This window comes from Homoserinibacter gongjuensis (genome assembly GCF_030161875.1).
Taxonomy (GTDB): Bacteria; Actinomycetota; Actinomycetes; order Actinomycetales; family Microbacteriaceae; genus Homoserinibacter; species Homoserinibacter gongjuensis.
Window position 1 is genome coordinate 754,212 of sequence record NZ_BSVA01000001.1, and the last position, 15,869, is coordinate 770,080.

Annotated in this window: 11 protein-coding genes and 3 pseudogenes; 2 read left to right on the forward strand and 12 right to left on the reverse strand. The window is 70.0% G+C overall.

All coding sequences use genetic code 11. The features are described from left to right. Nucleotides 1–9: 9 nt before the first annotated feature. Nucleotides 10–1,653, forward strand: a pseudogene (gene treZ, locus QQK29_RS04125) (malto-oligosyltrehalose trehalohydrolase). 6 nt (nt 1,654–1,659) lie between these two features. Here the strand turns inward: treZ and QQK29_RS04130 are convergent. The 5 genes and pseudogenes from QQK29_RS04130 to QQK29_RS04150 form a co-directional block, all read right to left on the reverse strand. Next, nucleotides 1,660–2,097 (reverse strand): DUF3459 domain-containing protein, encoded by a 438-nt coding sequence (locus QQK29_RS04130; protein WP_284298024.1) that lies wholly within the window; start codon nt 2,095–2,097, stop codon nt 1,660–1,662. Further along, entirely contained in the window at nt 2,094–3,539 is a 1,446-nt protein-coding gene (locus QQK29_RS04135; protein ID WP_284298026.1) for an alpha-amylase family glycosyl hydrolase, read from the reverse strand. Before QQK29_RS04135 ends, QQK29_RS04130 begins: the two co-directional genes overlap by 4 nt. Beyond that, nucleotides 3,536–4,408 (reverse strand): annotated as a pseudogene (locus QQK29_RS04140) (sugar ABC transporter permease); the annotation flags it as partial. The pseudogene QQK29_RS04140 and the gene QQK29_RS04135, both read right to left, overlap by 4 nt. A gap of 19 nt (nt 4,409–4,427) precedes the next feature. Further along, a complete protein-coding gene (malF, locus tag QQK29_RS04145; RefSeq protein ID WP_284298028.1) occupies nt 4,428–6,020 on the reverse strand; it encodes a maltose ABC transporter permease MalF in 1,593 nt (530 codons plus the stop codon). 100 nt (nt 6,021–6,120) lie between these two features. Beyond that, nucleotides 6,121–7,350 carry a sugar ABC transporter substrate-binding protein gene (locus tag QQK29_RS04150; protein ID WP_284298030.1) on the reverse strand — a complete coding sequence of 410 codons (1,230 nt, stop codon included), beginning with the start codon at nt 7,348–7,350 and terminating at the stop codon, nt 6,121–6,123. A 279-nt stretch (nt 7,351–7,629) separates the two neighbouring features. Here QQK29_RS04150 and QQK29_RS04155 point away from each other — a divergent pair. Further along, a pseudogene (locus QQK29_RS04155) lies at nt 7,630–9,290 on the forward strand (glycoside hydrolase family 13 protein). Between the two features lie 115 nt (nt 9,291–9,405). Here the strand turns inward: QQK29_RS04155 and QQK29_RS04160 are convergent. The 7 genes from QQK29_RS04160 to QQK29_RS04190 form a co-directional block, all read right to left on the reverse strand. Next, on the reverse strand, nt 9,406–10,356 hold the full coding sequence (locus QQK29_RS04160) for a M23 family metallopeptidase (RefSeq protein ID WP_284298032.1): 951 nt from the start codon (nt 10,354–10,356) through the stop codon (nt 9,406–9,408). Nucleotides 10,357–10,494: 138 nt separating this feature from the next. Then, nucleotides 10,495–10,980, reverse strand: coding sequence for an acetylxylan esterase family protein (locus tag QQK29_RS04165; RefSeq protein ID WP_284298035.1), 486 nt, complete (start codon nt 10,978–10,980; stop codon nt 10,495–10,497). Between the two features lie 409 nt (nt 10,981–11,389). Continuing rightward, complete coding sequence (locus tag QQK29_RS04170; RefSeq protein ID WP_284298036.1) at nt 11,390–11,764, reverse strand: alpha/beta hydrolase family protein; 375 nt, start codon at nt 11,762–11,764, stop codon at nt 11,390–11,392. A gap of 288 nt (nt 11,765–12,052) precedes the next feature. Beyond that, nucleotides 12,053–13,594: an arylsulfatase gene (locus QQK29_RS04175; RefSeq protein WP_284298038.1), complete on the reverse strand. Its 1,542-nt coding sequence runs from the start codon at nt 13,592–13,594 to the stop codon at nt 12,053–12,055. Between the two features lie 6 nt (nt 13,595–13,600). After that, entirely contained in the window at nt 13,601–14,518 is a 918-nt protein-coding gene (locus QQK29_RS04180) for a dihydrodipicolinate synthase family protein (protein ID WP_284298040.1), read from the reverse strand. Then, the gene (locus QQK29_RS04185; RefSeq protein WP_284298042.1) at nt 14,518–15,387 is read right to left on the reverse strand and encodes an FAD-dependent oxidoreductase; all 870 of its coding nucleotides are present in this window, start codon (nt 15,385–15,387) and stop codon (nt 14,518–14,520) included. Before QQK29_RS04185 ends, QQK29_RS04180 begins: the two co-directional genes overlap by 1 nt. After that, complete coding sequence (locus tag QQK29_RS04190; RefSeq protein ID WP_431308651.1) at nt 15,384–15,791, reverse strand: FAD-dependent oxidoreductase; 408 nt, start codon at nt 15,789–15,791, stop codon at nt 15,384–15,386. The genes QQK29_RS04185 and QQK29_RS04190 overlap by 4 nt, the downstream gene beginning before the upstream one ends. Between the last annotated feature and the right edge of the window lie 78 nt (nt 15,792–15,869).

Genomic DNA, 15,869 nt, shown 5'->3' on the forward strand with positions numbered 1-15,869 from the left:
CGTGCCGGCATGCGCGAGCCCATGCACGCCGTGGGGGCGGCTGGTGGGAGGGCGGTGAGCTCGCGCCCGGTGAGCGCTACGGCTTCGCGGTCGACGGCGGGGCGACCCGGCCCGATCCCCGCGGCCGCGAGCTTCCCGACGGCGTGCACGGCCTGAGCGCGGCCCGGCCCACCCCGGCGGCGCCGCTCGCGACCCCGGGCTGGGCGGGCCGCGAGCTCGCCGACGCCATGCTCTACGAGCTCCACATCGGCACCTTCACCCCTGGCGGCACCCTCGACGCCGCGATCGACCGTCTCGATCACCTCGTCCGGCTGGGTGTCGACGCCGTCGAGCTGCTGCCCGTGAACGCCTTCAACGGCGTGCAGGGCTGGGGCTACGACGGCGTCGCCTGGTACGCGGTGCACGCCCCCTACGGCGGACCGGATGCCTACCTGCGCTTCGTCGAGGCGGCCCATGCGCGCGGGCTCGCCGTGATCCAAGACGTCGTGTACAACCACCTGGGACCGAGCGGCAACTACCTGCCCGAGTTCGGTCCCTACCTGCGCGAGGACCGCAACAGCTGGGGCGAGACGCTCGACCTCGACGAGCCCGAGGTGCGGCGCTACATCCTCGACAACGCGGCCCTCTGGTTCGAGGAGTACGCCGTCGACGGTCTGCGACTCGACGCCGTTCATGCGCTCGACGAGCGCGGCGCCCCCACCTGCTGGCCGAGCTCGCGGCCGAGACCGAGGCACGCGCGGCGCGTCTCGGCAGGCCGCTCACCCTCATCGCCGAGTCCGACCTCAACGATCCGGTCATGTTCACGCCGCGCGCGGCGGGTGGGCACGGCCTCACCGCCCAGTGGAGCGACGACTACCACCACGCCGTGCACGTCGCGCTCACCGGAGAGACGCAGGGCTACTACGCCGACTTCGCGCCGATCTCCGCACTCGGCATTGCGGCGACGCGCGGCTTCGTCCACGCGGGCAGCTACTCCTCGTTCCGCGAGCGCGTGCACGGCCACCCCATCCCGCCCGACACCGAGGCGTGGCGGCTCGTGACCTTCTCGCAGAACCACGACCAGGTCGGCAACCGCGCGGCGGGCGATCGGCTCACCGCCCAGCTCTCGGAGGAGCGTCTGGCGATCGCCGCGGTGCTCACGGTGCTCTCGCCCTCGACCCCCTGCTCTTCATGGGCGAGGAGTGGGCGGCATCGACCCCGTGGCCGTTCTTCACCTCGCATCCGGAGCCCGAGCTGGCCGAGGCGGTCGAAGCCGGCCGCCTCGCCGAGTTCTCCCGCATGGGATGGGATCCCGACGAGGTCGCGCACCCGCAGGATCCGGCGACCTTCGCGCGCGCCCGGCTCGACTGGAGCGAGCTCGCCGAGCCGTTCCACGCCCGCATGCTCGAGCGCTACCGCACGCTCATCGCCCTGCGCCGCGCCGAGCCGGAACTGCACAGCCCACGGTTCGCCGAGCTCTCGGGCACGTGGGACGACGACGCCCGCACGATCGCTCTCGCGCGCGGCGGCATCACGATCCGTGTGAACCTCGGAACGCGACCCTGGCGTGCGGGCGCCGCCGAGGAGGTGCTGTTCACCACGACCGGCGCTCCACCCATCGCGGGCGGTGAGCTCGTGCTGCCTCCCGACAGCGCGGTCGTCAGCCGCCGCTGAGGCGGGTCACGCCTCGAACGCGGGCAGCGTCACCCCCGGCAGCCGCCAGGCGACGAACGCCGGTCCGGCGGTCGAGACGCTCCCGCCGGCCACGGCAACGGGCGCTCCTCCGTTCTCGGCGAGCAACAACTCGGCATCCTCGGGCAGCTCCCCCGCGAAGTCGACGGCCGCGAGAGCGCGGGTCGCGAGCACGAGCACGCACTCCGCAGCGTGCTCCCGCACGAAGGCGACCGCCTCATCCGAGACGTGCAGCCAGCGGATGCCGCCCTCGGCAAGCGCCGGATGTCGCCGGCGCAGCGCGATCAGGCGGCGGTACAGCGAGATCGTCGGCGCGAACTCGTCGATGCGCTCCCACGGGATCGGCGTGCGCGACTGCTCGCCGTCGGATGCGGTGAAGCCGAACTCGTCGCCCGCCCACACCACGGGGATCCCCGGCAGCGTCATCGCGAGCCCCGCCGCGACGGGAAGTGCGCCCTCGCGCGCCGAGGTGAGGAAGCGGGGGTGTCGTGGGTGTCGAGCGCGTTCATCGTGTGCAGCCGTGTGCGCCAGGGCAGCGCCGCCACGAACTCGCGGTGCGCCGCATAGAAATCGCGGCCCGTGTAGTCGGTGGTACGCCCGAGGGTCATGCCGAGGCCGCCGCCAGCCGGGCTGCCCGGCATCGAGAGCCAGTTCCACAGCGGGCGCGTGAAGTTCGCGTAGGTCATGGCGCCGTGCCACGCGTCGCCCGTGAAGTCGCCGCCCGAGGCGTCATTGGTCGACTCGGCGATGAGCAGCGTGTCGGGGTTCACCTCGATCATGGTGCGGCGAATGCTCGTGCGCACCGCCTCGTTGTGGTCGTCGTCGCGGTAGCGGCCGGTCATGTTGGCCACGTCGATGCGCCAGCCGTCGAGTTCGAACGGCTTCTGCAGGTAACGGGCGACGATCGAGTCGACGCCCTCGATGAAGCGCGCCTTCAGCTCCGGCGAGTTCCAATTGAACTTCGGCAGACTGCGGTGTCCGAGCCACGACACGTAGTCCGACTGCCGTTCGTCACGCCACAGGTAGAACGCGCTCTCGGCCGCCTCGGGGTTCTCATAGGCGGCGCGGAACCACTCGTGCGCATCGCCCGAGTGGTTGGTCGTGAGATCGCCCATCACCCGGATGCCGCGCGCGTGCGCCGCCTGCACGAGCGCGACGAGCGCCTCATCCCCGCCGAGCAGCGGGTCGACGTGGTCGAACGACTCGGCGTCGTAGCGGTGATTCGAGCGCGCCGCGAAGACGGGCGTCAGATACAGCAGGTCGACGCCGAGCAGGGCGAGGTGATCGAGTCGCTCCCGGATGCCGTCGAGGTCGCCGCCGTAGAACTGCCGCCCCGTCGACGCACCCTCGTGGATGACGGGGTCGCCCCAGTCGGCCGGCTCCGCCCAGTCGGGAAGCTTTCGCGCATCCGCCGCGGCCGAGCGTGCGAAGCGGTCCGGGAACACCTGGTACATCACCGCCCCGCACGCCCACGCGGGCGGGGCGGGGAAGGTCACGAGGCGGAAGTCATCGATGTCGCGCGTCTCGATGCTCGAGAGCCCGTGCGAGGTGAGCCACCAGGTGTTCGCGGCGAAATCCTCGAGCAGCCAGCGGTAGCCGTGCACGGGGTTCTCCACGCGCACCTCCGCCTGCCACCAGATGGCATCCGGCGTCTCGTGCGCGACCCGCGCATCCGCATAGCTCGGCTCCCGATCGGGGTTGGAGCGCACGCGCACCACCCGCAGCGGCGGGAAGCCACGCGGCACGCGCAACCGCAGTCGCACGGCCTCGCCGAGTTGCGGCTGCTGCGTCGAGACGTAGAGCGGCGAGCCGTCGTGGTGCGGCAGCGCCGCCGGATGCCGAACTCCCGAGCCGTGCGCCGCCGTCACTTCACGGCGCCCGCGGTGATGCCGCCGACGATGTAGCGCTGCAGGGCGAGGAAGAGCGCCACGACCGGGATCGCCGCCATGATGGCGCCCGCCGAGAAGGCGCTCCAGTCGGCGTAGCGCGGGTTCGACACGAGCTTCACGAGGCCCACGGCGAGCGTCTGGTTCTCGGGGTCGATCAGCAGCACGCTCGCGATGAGGTACTCCGACACCGAGGTGATGACCGACAGCAGGGCGACGACCGCGAGGATCGGCGCCACGAGTCGCAGGATGATCGTGAAGAAGATGCGCGCATGTCCGGCACCGTCGATCTTGGCGGCCTCGTCGATCTCCACCGGCACGGTGTTGAAGAAGCCGTACATGAGGTAGGTGTTCACGCCGAGCGCCCCACCGAGGTACACCATGATGAGCCCGGTGTGGGTGTTGAGCCCGAACGCGGGGAACACGTCGCCGATGGCGCTCATCATGAGGAAGATCGCGACCGCGCCGAGCAGCTGCGGGAACATCTGGATCACGACGATCGTGATGAGCCCGAAGCGGCGGCCGGCGAACCGCATCCGCGAGAACGCGTAGGCGGCGAGCGCCCCCATGAGCGTCGAGGCGACGGCCGTCACAGTGGCGACCTTGAGCGTGTTCCAGAACCACAGCAGGTAGGGGCTCTTGTCGTCGCTCAGGATGCGCCAGAAGCTGTCGATGCCGATCTTCGAGAACAGCGCGTTCGATCCGGTGAGCGTGCCGTTGGGGTTGAGCGCGCTCGAGAGCACGAACAGCAGCGGGAACACCGCGAACACCGCCACGACGAGCGCGATGAGGTGACGCCATCCGGTGTCGGCGAACCAGCGGCCGAAGCTGCGTCGCCGCGGGGCGGTGCGCGGGAGGGTGCCGTCGTGGTCATCGCTGGATCTCCTCGAGAGCCTTGGTCCTCGAGAAGCTGACCACCGCGATGATCGCCACGATGAGGAAGATGATGATCGAGAACGCGGATGCCAGACCGTAGTCGCGGTTCTGGCCGGTGAAGGCCACCTTGTAGACCATCGAGATGAGCAGGTCGGTGTGTCCCACCGGCAGGCTCGTCGTGGTATCTCGTGGACCGCCGTTGTTGAGCAGGTACACGAGGTTGAAGTTGTTGAAGTTGAAGGCGAAGGATGCGATGAGCACCGGCGCGGTCGTCGACAGCAGCAGCGGCAGCTTGATCTGCCGGAAGACCTGCCAGCCCTTGGCGCCGTCCATCGTGGCAGCCTCGGTGAGCTCGTCGGGGATCGCCTGCAGGGCACCCGTGCAGATGAGGAACATGTAGGGGAAGCCGAGCCACACGTTCACGAGCAGCGCGCTCGCCTTCGCGAGCGTCGGATCGGTGAGCCACGGGATGGCGGCCCCGCCGAAGATCACCTGGTTGAGGAAGCCGAAGCTCTCGTTCATCATGCCCTTCCACACGAGGATCGAGAGGAAGGCCGGGAACGCGTACGGCAGGATCAGCAGCAGTCGGTAGTACTTGACCCCGCGCATCCGGGCGTTCTGGAAGGTGATCGCGAGCAGCAGCCCCAGCCCGAAGCAGAGGGCCACGGATCCGATGGCGAAGACGAAGGTCCAGATCGTCACGTAGATGAGCGGGCCGCGGATGGACTGCTCGGTGAACGCCCGCACGAAGTTGTCGAAGCCGACCGTGATCTGCCATCCGGGGCGGAGTTCCGCACCGTCGTCGGCGACGAAGGCGCCCGTGCCCCGGTCGGTGTAGACCACGCCCGTCTGGGTGTTGGTCATCGTGCCGGCCTGCGCGTCGAACTCGAGGGTCGACAGGTAGCGGTAGGCGTTGGAGCCGTCGGGGGTGCGCAGGGCGCCGTCGTTCGGGTCGGACGAGTAGGGCACCGCGAGCGAGGTGATCTCGTCGGTGCGCGCGATGACGTCCTGGAAGGTGAGGCTCGTCCATCCGGGAGCGGCGACGGCCTTGCCGCCCTCGAGGGTGGCCCCCGACACGCGGCTGAGGGGCTCGTCGTTCGTGCCGACGAAGGCATCGCCCGTCTCGGGGTCGGTCACGAGCAGCCCGAGCTCGCCCAGGCGGTCGACGACGGTCACGGGGTAGGTCGGCGAATCCTCGACGCGCTGCAGCGAGGAGGCCAGCAGCGATGACACGGCCTGCTCCTTGGTGCCGTTGTGGCCCGTGCCGTAGTTCGTGAAGCCCACGTAGCAGGTGTAGAGCAGCACGAACACCTGGAAGACGGCGAGGAAGATGAGGCCCGGCGTGAGGTACTTGGCGGGCAGGAGGCGCCGCGAGAAGTAGACCCAGTTCACGAGCGCGGTGACCACGAGCACCACGATCGCGACGACCCAGTTGTCCTGCAGCACGAGCATGAACGCGGCGAAGATCGAGATCGCGTCGATGATCGCGAGCAGCACGATCTTCAGCAGCAGGGCGCGCACCGAGGTGCTCGGCAGAGCCGGCTGGCGCGACGCGGTGCGGCGCGGGCTACGAGTGGACAGAGCCATCGGGGGTCACATCTCTCTGCGCAGGGGTGGATGGGAAGAGGATGCGGGGCGCGTCCACCCCTGCGGCGGCACGCCCCGCATCCTCAGCCGGTCGAGCGGCTCAGCCGATCGCGGCGGACACGTCCGCGACGAGCTTGTCCCACGTCGCCTTCGGGTCCTCGCCGTTGATGATCGCGGCCTCGGAGACGCCCCAGTACTGCCACACCGAGCCCATCGCGGGAATCGCGGGCATCGGCACGGCGTCGCCGCCGACGGCCTGGAAGCCGGCGATGATCGGGTCGCTCGCGGCGGTGTCGGCGGCGGCGCTCAGGGCGGGCAGGATGTTGCCGGCCTGGAAGAGCTCGAGCTGCACGTCCTCGGAGCCGAGGTAGTTCACGAGGAAGTCGGTCGCCGCGACCTTGTTCTTCGACTCAGCGGAGAGGAAGAAGCCCTTCACGCCGGCGAACGGCTGGGCCGCTTCGGCCGTCGGGCTCGGGATCGGGTCGATCGCGACGTTGATGCCTGCGTCGACCGCGGCGCCCACGTTCCACGGGCCAGTCAGCCAGAAGGCGGCCGTGCCGTCGAGGAAGGCCTGCTTGGCGATCGCGCCGTCGATGTCGGTGTTGAACACGCCGGTGCCGGTCTTGCCCTGGCTCGCGAGCCACGCGGCGAACTCGTAGCCGCCCTCGCTGCCGAGCTGCAGGTCGCCGGCGTCGTAGCTGCCGGAGTCGTCGGTGCCGAACACCGGGGCGCCGAACGCGGTCTGGAACGGGTAGAGGTGGTACGGGTTGCCCTCGGCGCCCTGCTCGACGACGAACGGCTGAGCGAGGCCGGCGGCCGTGCCCTTGGCGATCATGTCGTCGAAGCTCGTCGCGGCCTCGGGCACGAGGTCGGCGTTACGCAGCACGGCGATGTTCTCGACGGCGTACGGAAGCATGTAGACGGTGCCGTCGTAGGTGGCGGCCTGGATCGCGACATCGAGGTAGTCGCCGGCCGAGTCGCCGAGCTCGAGGGGAGCGACGACACCGTTGGTGGTCAGCTCGCCGAGCCAGTCGTGCGCGCCCATGACGATGTCGGGGCCCTCACCGGTGGGCACCTGCTGGATGAAGTCGTCCTTGATGGTGGCGTTGTCCTTCGCCACGAGGTCGACCTCGACACCGGTCTTCTCGGTGTAGGCATCGGCCGCGCCCTGCAGCGCGTCCACGCGCTCCGCGTCGACCCAGACGGTGAGGCTGCCGCTGGCCTGCTTGTCGCCGCCGTCGTCGCTCGAGGCCTGGCAGCCGCTCAGCACGAATGCGGAGGCGACGGCGATCGCGCCGAGTGACAGCGCGCCCTTCTTGGTCACCTTCATTGGTGTGGTCCTTTCCCTGTGTACGGATTCGGCCGCACGTGGGAGGCCGTTCTCCGGAACGCTCGGTGCAAGCGTTTGCAGACATGAGAACCTAGAAGGACCCCGCGTGTCAAGTTGATTCGATCACGTCCTGATAACGCCCGGCCGGAATTGACATCCGAGAATGGAAACGTTTACATGTGGTCACGTCAACGCGGGGCGCAGCGGATGGCGCATCCACGTCACTGAGGATCGTTAGCATCGAAAGCGCCCCCGGATCCCACCGAAGGAAGCAGCAGCGTGAACACGACGATCGACCGCGCGACGCAGCGCGACGACTGGTGGCGTACCGCCGTCATCTACCAGGTGTATCCGCGTTCCTTCGCGGACGCCGACGGCGACGGTGTCGGAGACCTGCCGGGCATCACCCAGCGGCTCTCGGCCCTCGCCGAGCTCGGCGTCGACGCGGTGTGGCTCTCGCCGTTCTTCACCTCGCCGCAGGCCGACGCCGGCTACGACGTCGCCGACTACTGCGACGTCGATCCGCTGTTCGGCACCCTCGACGACTTCGATGCGATGCGCGAGCGCGCCCACGAGCTCGGCCTCAAGGTGATCATCGACCTCGTGCCGAACCACTCCTCGAGTGCGCACGAGTGGTTCCAGGCGGCTCTGGTCGCCGCGCCCGGGTCGCCCGAGCGCGCCCGCTACATCTTCCGCGACGGTAGGGGCGAGCGTGGTGAGCTGCCGCCCAACAACTGGGAGTCGGTGTTCGGCGGCATCGCCTGGACGCGGGTGACCGAGCCCGACGGCACGCCCGGCCAGTGGTACCTGCACCTCTTCGACACCTCGCAGCCCGACTTCGACTGGACCAACCCCGAGGTGCGCGAGTACTTCCGCGACGTGCTGCGGTTCTGGCTCGACCGCGGCGTCGACGGCTTCCGCGTCGACGTGGCGCACGGTCTGGCGAAGGCCGAGGGCCTGCCCGACTACACGCCCCCGCCGACTCCGGCAGCATGGGCGGCGACGAGGCGGATGTGCCCTACTGGGCGCAGGACGGCGTGCACGAGATCTACCGCGAGTGGCACGAGGTGCTCGCCGAGTACGGTCCCGACCGCATCCTCGCCGGTGAGGCGTGGGTCGAACCCCTCGCCAAGCTCGCGCAGTGGGTGCGCCCCGACGAGATGCACCAGACCTTCAACTTCAGCTACCTCGAGACGCCGTGGAAGGCCGAGCCGCTGCGCCGTGTCGTCGACGAATCGCTCGCGGCCTTCGGCTCCGTCGGCGCGCCGAGCACCTGGGTGCTCTCGAACCACGACGTCATCCGCCACGCCACCCGACTCGGGCTCACCCCTCCCCCGCCGCAGGGGCAGGGCCTCGGGCCCAAGTCGGAGTCGCATCCGGATGAGGTGGTGGGCCTGCGGCGCGCACGTGCCGCCACGGCGTTCATGCTCGCGTTGCCCGGCTCGTCGTACGTGTACCAAGGTGAGGAACTCGGGCTGCCCGAGGTCATCGACCTGCCCGACACCGCCCGCCAGGATCCGAGCTTCTTCCGCACGGCCGGCGAGACCTACGGTCGTGACGGATGCCGTGTGCCGATTCCGTGGGAAGCGGATGCGCCCGGCACGGGCTTCGGTCCGACCGCGGCGAGCTGGCTGCCGCAGCCCGACAGCTGGCGCGAGTACGCGCGCGACGCGCAGGCCGGCATCCCCGGTTCGACGCTCGAGCTGTACCGCTCACTGCTCGCGGTGCGCCGCGAGCACCGGCTCGGCGCGGGTGAGCTCACCTGGCTGCCGAGCGACGAGCCCGACGTGCTGACCTTCCGCAACGGTGACGTGATCGTGGTGGCCAACACGGGCGCCGGCCAGGCGACCCTGCCTGCTGGCCGCGTGCTCGTCTCGAGCGGCCCCGTCGCCGAGGGCCGCCTGCCCGGCGACACCACGGTGTGGCTCGCGGCGGAGTGAGCCGCTGCCGAGCTGGCTGAGGAGCGCATCGCGGAGCGATACGCGTCTCGAAGCCTCCGTCGCACCTGACGCTGGTTTCGAGACGCCGCTGCGCGGCTCCTCAACCAGCTGAGAGCTAGCGCGACGTGTTCTGCGTCAGCCAGATGAACGGGTCGACCCGCACCCCGTTGTCTTCGATCTCGAGGTGCAGGTGCGGCGCGGTCACCTGACCGGTGGCGCCGACGAGTCCGACGAAGTCGCCCACGGCGATCCGGTCGCCGATCGCGAGCGGCGACGATCCGGTCTGCATGTGCGCGTAGCTCGAGATGACCTGACGGCCGTCGATGGTGTGCTGGATGCGCACGTAGTTGCCCCAGCTGCCGAAGCCGTCGACGTGGTCGATGACGACGCCGTCGGCGATCGAGTAGATCGGTGTGCCCGCACCGGGCACCAGGTCGATGGCGTAGTGGAAGGTCGAGCAGCCACCGCACGGGGCCGGGCGCGCGCCGAAGCCATCCGTGATGGGTACCTCGTAGGGGAACGGCCAGCGCACCGGCCCGGTCCAGAACACCGAGTAGGCGAAGTTGCCGCGCGAGTACTTGTCGCGCAGCACCTGCGCCCACGACTTGACCTCGAAAGTGTCGCGCTGGGCGCTGAGGGCCGAAGCATCTGTGTTGGCGATGTCGACCTCCTGGCCCTCGATCGGCACCGAGGGGGCGAGGTCGGCAACGTCGGCCGCGGCGAGGTCGTAGCCGCCCAGCACGTTGACGGGCAACGACATACCCACCACGAGTGCCCCGGCGGCGGTCAGCGCGCCGAACGACAGCAAGCGGGAGCCGAGCCTCCGCCGGGCCGTGCGGCGCGTCGGCGGATGGGTGGCGGCGGTGGCCGCCTGCGGCCGAGGAGGCGGTGCCGAGGATGCCGGTGCGGCGGGCAGAGGCAGCGCGGCGGGCAGAGTCGGTGGGGTCTGCGACGGCGCTGCCGACGGCGGAGCAGAACTCGCGGCCGCGGCGGCCGCCGCGCGCTCACGTTCACGGAGCTCGCGGCGGGATGTCGCTGCAGGAAGCGGACCGTCGGCAGGCGTCACGAGCTCACATCGCGGTCGTCACCGGAGCGCGCGGCAATGGTCATCACGCTCTCCTCCGGGTTACGACACGCTTCTCGGGTTTCGGGAAACCATTCGATGGTAACCGACGGGTCTTGCGGCGGCCAGTGCCGGCGAGCGTCATGACCCCAGGAAGCGGCGTTGCGCCTCCCACAGCTCGGCGAGTTCCTGACCGCGGCCCGGGTAGTCGCGATGGCCGTAGCTGAGCACGAACCGCCCGATGCGTGAACCCGCGAGGGCGTCGGCGATCGAGAGCTGCCCCGCTGCCGGCACCACCGCATCCTCGCGGGCGACGGCGACGTGCACCGGGAGTGGCGCGAAACCCGCCGCAGTGGCTGCGTCATACCACCGCAGCACCTCGAGCGTCTCCGGATGCTGCTGCACGTACCGGCTCACTGCCGCACCGCTGCCGGTATTCGGCACCGTGATTCGAAGAGGGTGGTTGCCGAAGCTCGGCACGACGAGACAGGCGGCAGCCAGCCGGTCGTCCCACGGGATCGCGAGCGCGCCGATGCCGCCGCCGAAGCTCGTGCCGAGATAGTCGATGCGCGCCAGACCCGGCACGAGGAGCCCGAGTGCGGTGACCGCGCACCAGAGGTCTGCCACGCACCCCCGTGCACGTAGCTGTCGCGGTGCTGGATGCCATGGAGCACGTGCTCGTCGGGGCGCCGCGGGATGCCCGGCACGAGTCCCCGATCCGGGAGCCCCCGGGAGCAGAACCACAGCACCGCAGCATCGTCGACGGGAACGGGGCGCTCGGGGGACGAACGACCGCCGTAACCATGGCCCACGACGAGTCCGCGTGTCGGCTCACCCGAGGCCGGCAGCTGCAGCCACCCACCCAACTCGACGTGCCCCTCCGAGGTGAAGGCGATGTCGTGCTCGATCCGGTCGCCGAATCGGCGGGTGCCGACGATCCGGGGCGCGGGGTCGACAGCCCGTGCCCGCCGGTAGCGGGCGGTCCAGAACTCGGCGAAGCCCTCCGGCGGGGCGGGCGCCGCTGCTGAGGAGCCGCTCACGGAGCCCACCCGTGTGCACGGAGCCAGCGCAGGCAGAGTTCTGTCCACTGCTCGACGTTGCCCGCACCGCGCGCGAGACCGAGCGCGTGGTCGCCGTCCTCGAACAGGTGGAGCTCGTGCGGAACGTGGTGTCGGGCCAGCGCGGCGCCCAGCAGGTAGGCGTGATCGACCGGCACGATCGTGTCCCCCACCGAATGCCAGACGAAGCTCGGTGGCGCCTGCCGGTCGACGAGGACGTCGAGCGAGGTAGCGGCACGTAGCGCGTCGCTCGCATCCTCGCCGAGCAGATTGAGCTGCGAAGCGCGATGGGTCGCCGACTGCATCGACACCACGGGATAACCGAGCACGACGAAGTCCGCACGGTCCTCCACCGCATCCGCTGGTGCGTAGGCGGCGAGACCCGCCGCGTGGCCCCCGCCGAGAAGCCGATGAGCCCGACTGGTCCGTTGTGCCGTGCGCGCTGCGTCCGCAATTCCGCCCGGATCGCGTCGAGTGGGGCGGGGTGCCGCGCGAGCAACGGATAGCGGAAGACCGACGCCGAGACGCCCGCCGAGCCGAGCCATTCCGCCACCGGCTCCGCCGTGCGTTCCGCATGCACCGCGTAGCCGCCACCCGGCAACACGATCACGTGCACCATGTATGCGTCCCCTTCCTGTGCCTCACCCGGGCAGCGCGCGGCCGCGCGCGCGGAAGTCGGCGAGCACGTCACTCCAGGGGATCACCCCGTTGGCGTCCGCCCAGTCGTGCCACGCACGCTCCAACTCCGCGACGAGCGTCGGATGCTGCCCGGCGACGTCGTGCAGTTCGCGGCGATCGATCGCGAGGTCGTAGAGCTCCCACGGCTGATCCGCGTCGCGCACGAGCTTCCAGCGGCCGCGGCGAATCGCGGCGTTCCCCATGTGCTCCCAGCAGAGGGTCCGCTCCTCGGAGTCGAACGTCCGGGGCGCCCGCAGCAGCTCGAGCAGACTCTCGCCGGCTCCCTCGGCAACTCCGCCGACGGCCGTCATGATCGTCGGCGCGACATCGACGATGTGCGCGGGTGCGGCACTCACGCCGCCGCCCGTGACGCCCCCATGCGGCCAGCTCGCCAGGAACGGAACCGCGATGCCGCCCTCGTGCACCCAGCGCTTGTACCGGCGGAAGGGGGTGTTCGAGAGTTGTGCCCACGACCGCCCGTAGCTCGCGAAGCCATCGTCGGGCCCCGGTCGGATCGCGGGCTCATTGCCCACGCGCACTTCGCGTCCGTCGCGCGTGCGCCCGGCATGCGCGGTGAGACTCGGCGAGAAGGGTAGCGCCTCGGCACTCGCCCCGTTGTCGGAGGTGAAGATCACGAGTGTGTCGTCACGCACCCCGTGCGCGTCGAGTGCGTCGAGCAGCCGGCCCACGCCCGCGTCCATCGCCTCGACCTGTGCGGCGTAGGTCGCCATCCGCTCGGCCTCCCACTCGAGGGAGGCCGCGCCTGCGAACGGGGGCACCTCGGGATCGTGCGGCAGGTCGACCACGTGCTCGAGTGCGACTTCACTCAGACGGTCGGCACGCCGGCGGCGCAACTCGTCCCAGCCACGACGGTACCGCTCGCGATAGTGCGCGATCCGGTGCTCGGGCGCGTGCAACGGCCAGTGCGGCGCCGTGTACGCGAGGTAGAGGAAGAACGGGGTGCCACCGGCGACGGCCGCGTCGACGAACTCGACGGCCCGCCGCGAGAGATCGTCGGTGAGGTAGTAGTCGGGGTCGTCACCACGCTCGATCCGCTGCTCGCCTTCGTAGAGCGGGGGATCGTAGTAGCTCGCGGCCCCACCGAGGATGCCGTAGAACTCGTCGAAACCGCGCCGCGTCGGCCAGGTCTCGTTCGGGGTGTTCGTATCCGACGACAGGTGCCACTTGCCCAGCAGCGCCGTTGCGTAACCACGCTCTCCAAGTCGCTCGGCCACCGTCGGTACGCGAGGGTCGAGCGAGCCCGGGTACCCGTTCGGCCGGTCGTCGGTCGTGAGGATCCCCACGCCGACGGAGTGCGGGTGGCGACCTGTGAGGAGGGCAGCCCGCGACGGGCTGCAGCGCGGAGTCGCATAGAACGCGTTCATGCGCACCCCACCCGCCGCGAGCGCATCGAGTCGTGGGGTGTCGATCTCGCCGCCGAAGCATCCGAGATCTGAGTACCCCAGATCGTCGGCGAGGATCACGACCACGTTCGGGGACGTCATGGCGACTCAGCTTCCTCCGATCAGCTCGGCCCGGAACGGCGCGATGAACTCGGCGAGCGCTGAACGCTCCGCCTCGGTGCACGGGGCAAGTGGGGGTGCCACGTGTGGCGTCAGGAGGCCGAGCTGATCGAGCACCGCCTTCACCGAGGGCACCCCGGCGCGAATGCGGTGCATGCCGGTCAGCAGAGTCGTCACCTCTTGCGCGCGTTCGGCGGCTGCGTCGTCACCGACGGCGAGCGCGTCGAGCAGCCGCACGGCGAGCGATGGCGCGATGTTGCCGGTGCCGGGCACGATGCCGTCCGCCCCCATGCGCAGCCCGGCGAGCAGCGCCGTCTCGCCGCCCTGGCTGACCCCGAAGTCCGGACGCGCGTCTTTGAGCGCGATGAAGCGGGCGAGCGTCTCGAGGTCTCCCGAACTGTCCTTGACCCCGATCACATGCGAGAGTTCGGGCAGCTGCTCGATGACGGCCGGCGTCAGGTCGTTCACGTAGCGAGGGATGTTGTAGGCCACGACGGGCGCCTCGAGCGCTGCGAAGCGACGGAAGTGCTCGAGGATCTCGTCGTCACGATGGCGGAAGTAGAACGGCGCACACACCGCGACCGCGTCCGCACCCGCCGCCACGGCGAGCGCCCCGCGCTCGAGCGCCTCGAGCGTGGCCGGGGCGGTCGCGTTCACCACGACGGCACCGAGCGGAACCCGGTCGTGCCAGGCCTGCACCATCTCCTCGAGATAGCCGCGCAACATGCTGGTGGGGATGAGCGGCCCCTCGCCGTTGCTGCCGAGCACCATGAGTTTCGTCACGCCGGCATCAGCCATGGCATCGAGCAAACGTGCGCTCAGCGTGGCATCCGGGCGGCTTTCGGCATCGAGCCCCGTGACGATCGGCACGATGAGCCCCGAGAGCAGGTGACGTCCATCGATCATCAGTACGGCCTCACATCCGGGTCGTCCGGCCAGGCGAGCTCGATGCCCTCGGCCACCAGCAGCTCCTGGAACTCGGCGAGCGACGCCGGGTCGTTTCGCACAGCGGCGGGCGCCAGCTCGCGTTCGAGACAGTATGACGCGAGCAGCCCGGCGACCTCGCCGACGTTCCATTCCACCGGGTGCAGGCGAAAGCATCCGTTGGTGATGTGCGTCGTGCCGATGTTCTTGCCCGCAGCGAGCAGGTTCTCCACCCGCACCGGGATGAGCGCCCCGAGCGGGATCTGGAACGGACAGCTCGCGACATCGATGTAGTTGTCGCCTCCGGTCGACGGGTGCAGGTCGATCCGGTACATCCCGATCCCGACGCTGTCGGGATACGACACGGCGCCCGCCTCGCCGCGCACGGCGAGCGAGACATCCTGTTCGACGACGGTGTACTGGGCCCGGATGCGACGCGACTCTCGAATGTAGGGCGCCTTTGCAAAGCCGTCGTCGGTCCCCATCACGTCGGGGCGGAGCCGCAGACCCGGCCAGCCCCGTCCGCCATCCGGACGCGGAGCCTCCGTCTGCAGCCAGTAGAGCATGCTTGCCGCGAGATCCCGGCTGCCCTGCAGGTGGCGCTGCTTCTCGTCGTCGTCGACGCCGATGAGGGCACCCGGCAGATAGTCGATCATGGGCCAGTTGACGATCGTGACCTCGCTGTCGCAGAAGCCGGGTTCGAAGACATCACGCGAGACGATCCTCCGGAACGCCCACAGTTCGCGGTCACCCGGATCGAGGCTCTGATCGGCGACGATCTCGCCGACCGGCTCGTGCGGCACGAAGCGTCGCTCGAGCGGCTCGAGCGTTCGCGGGTCGGGTGCCGTCAACCCGAGCAGCGGCCCCGGCCAGTAGTCGGGCTGGTACGAACGCCAGAAGTCGTAGTCGGCCGGCCGCTCGATCGTGTGGTCCTCCCCTCGCGGTACTCGATCGCGAAGACCCAGGAGAACGCCTGCATGTTCGACGGCTGCGCCTCGTCGGGCGCGCTCGGCTCGCCCGTCTCGGCACGCGACTCGAATCCCGTGACGTGTTCGACGTCGCCGACTGCCAGCACATCGCCGAGCTCGGTCGCGTCGAGCACGTAGCGGGCCCGCACCTCCACCCTGTGCTCGGGCCCCTGCAGATGCACAGAGGTGATCGTGTCGCCCGAGGTCTCGACCTCGACGGCGACGTGTCGATACAGGATGCGCATCCGTCCCGAGGTGAGGTACGGCGACACCATCGACTCGAGCACGGATGCCGCGACCCGCGGTTCGTGGCAGAGCCGACTGACCTTGCCTTTGCCCGGGTTGAGCTCGGGGTCGGCGAGGGC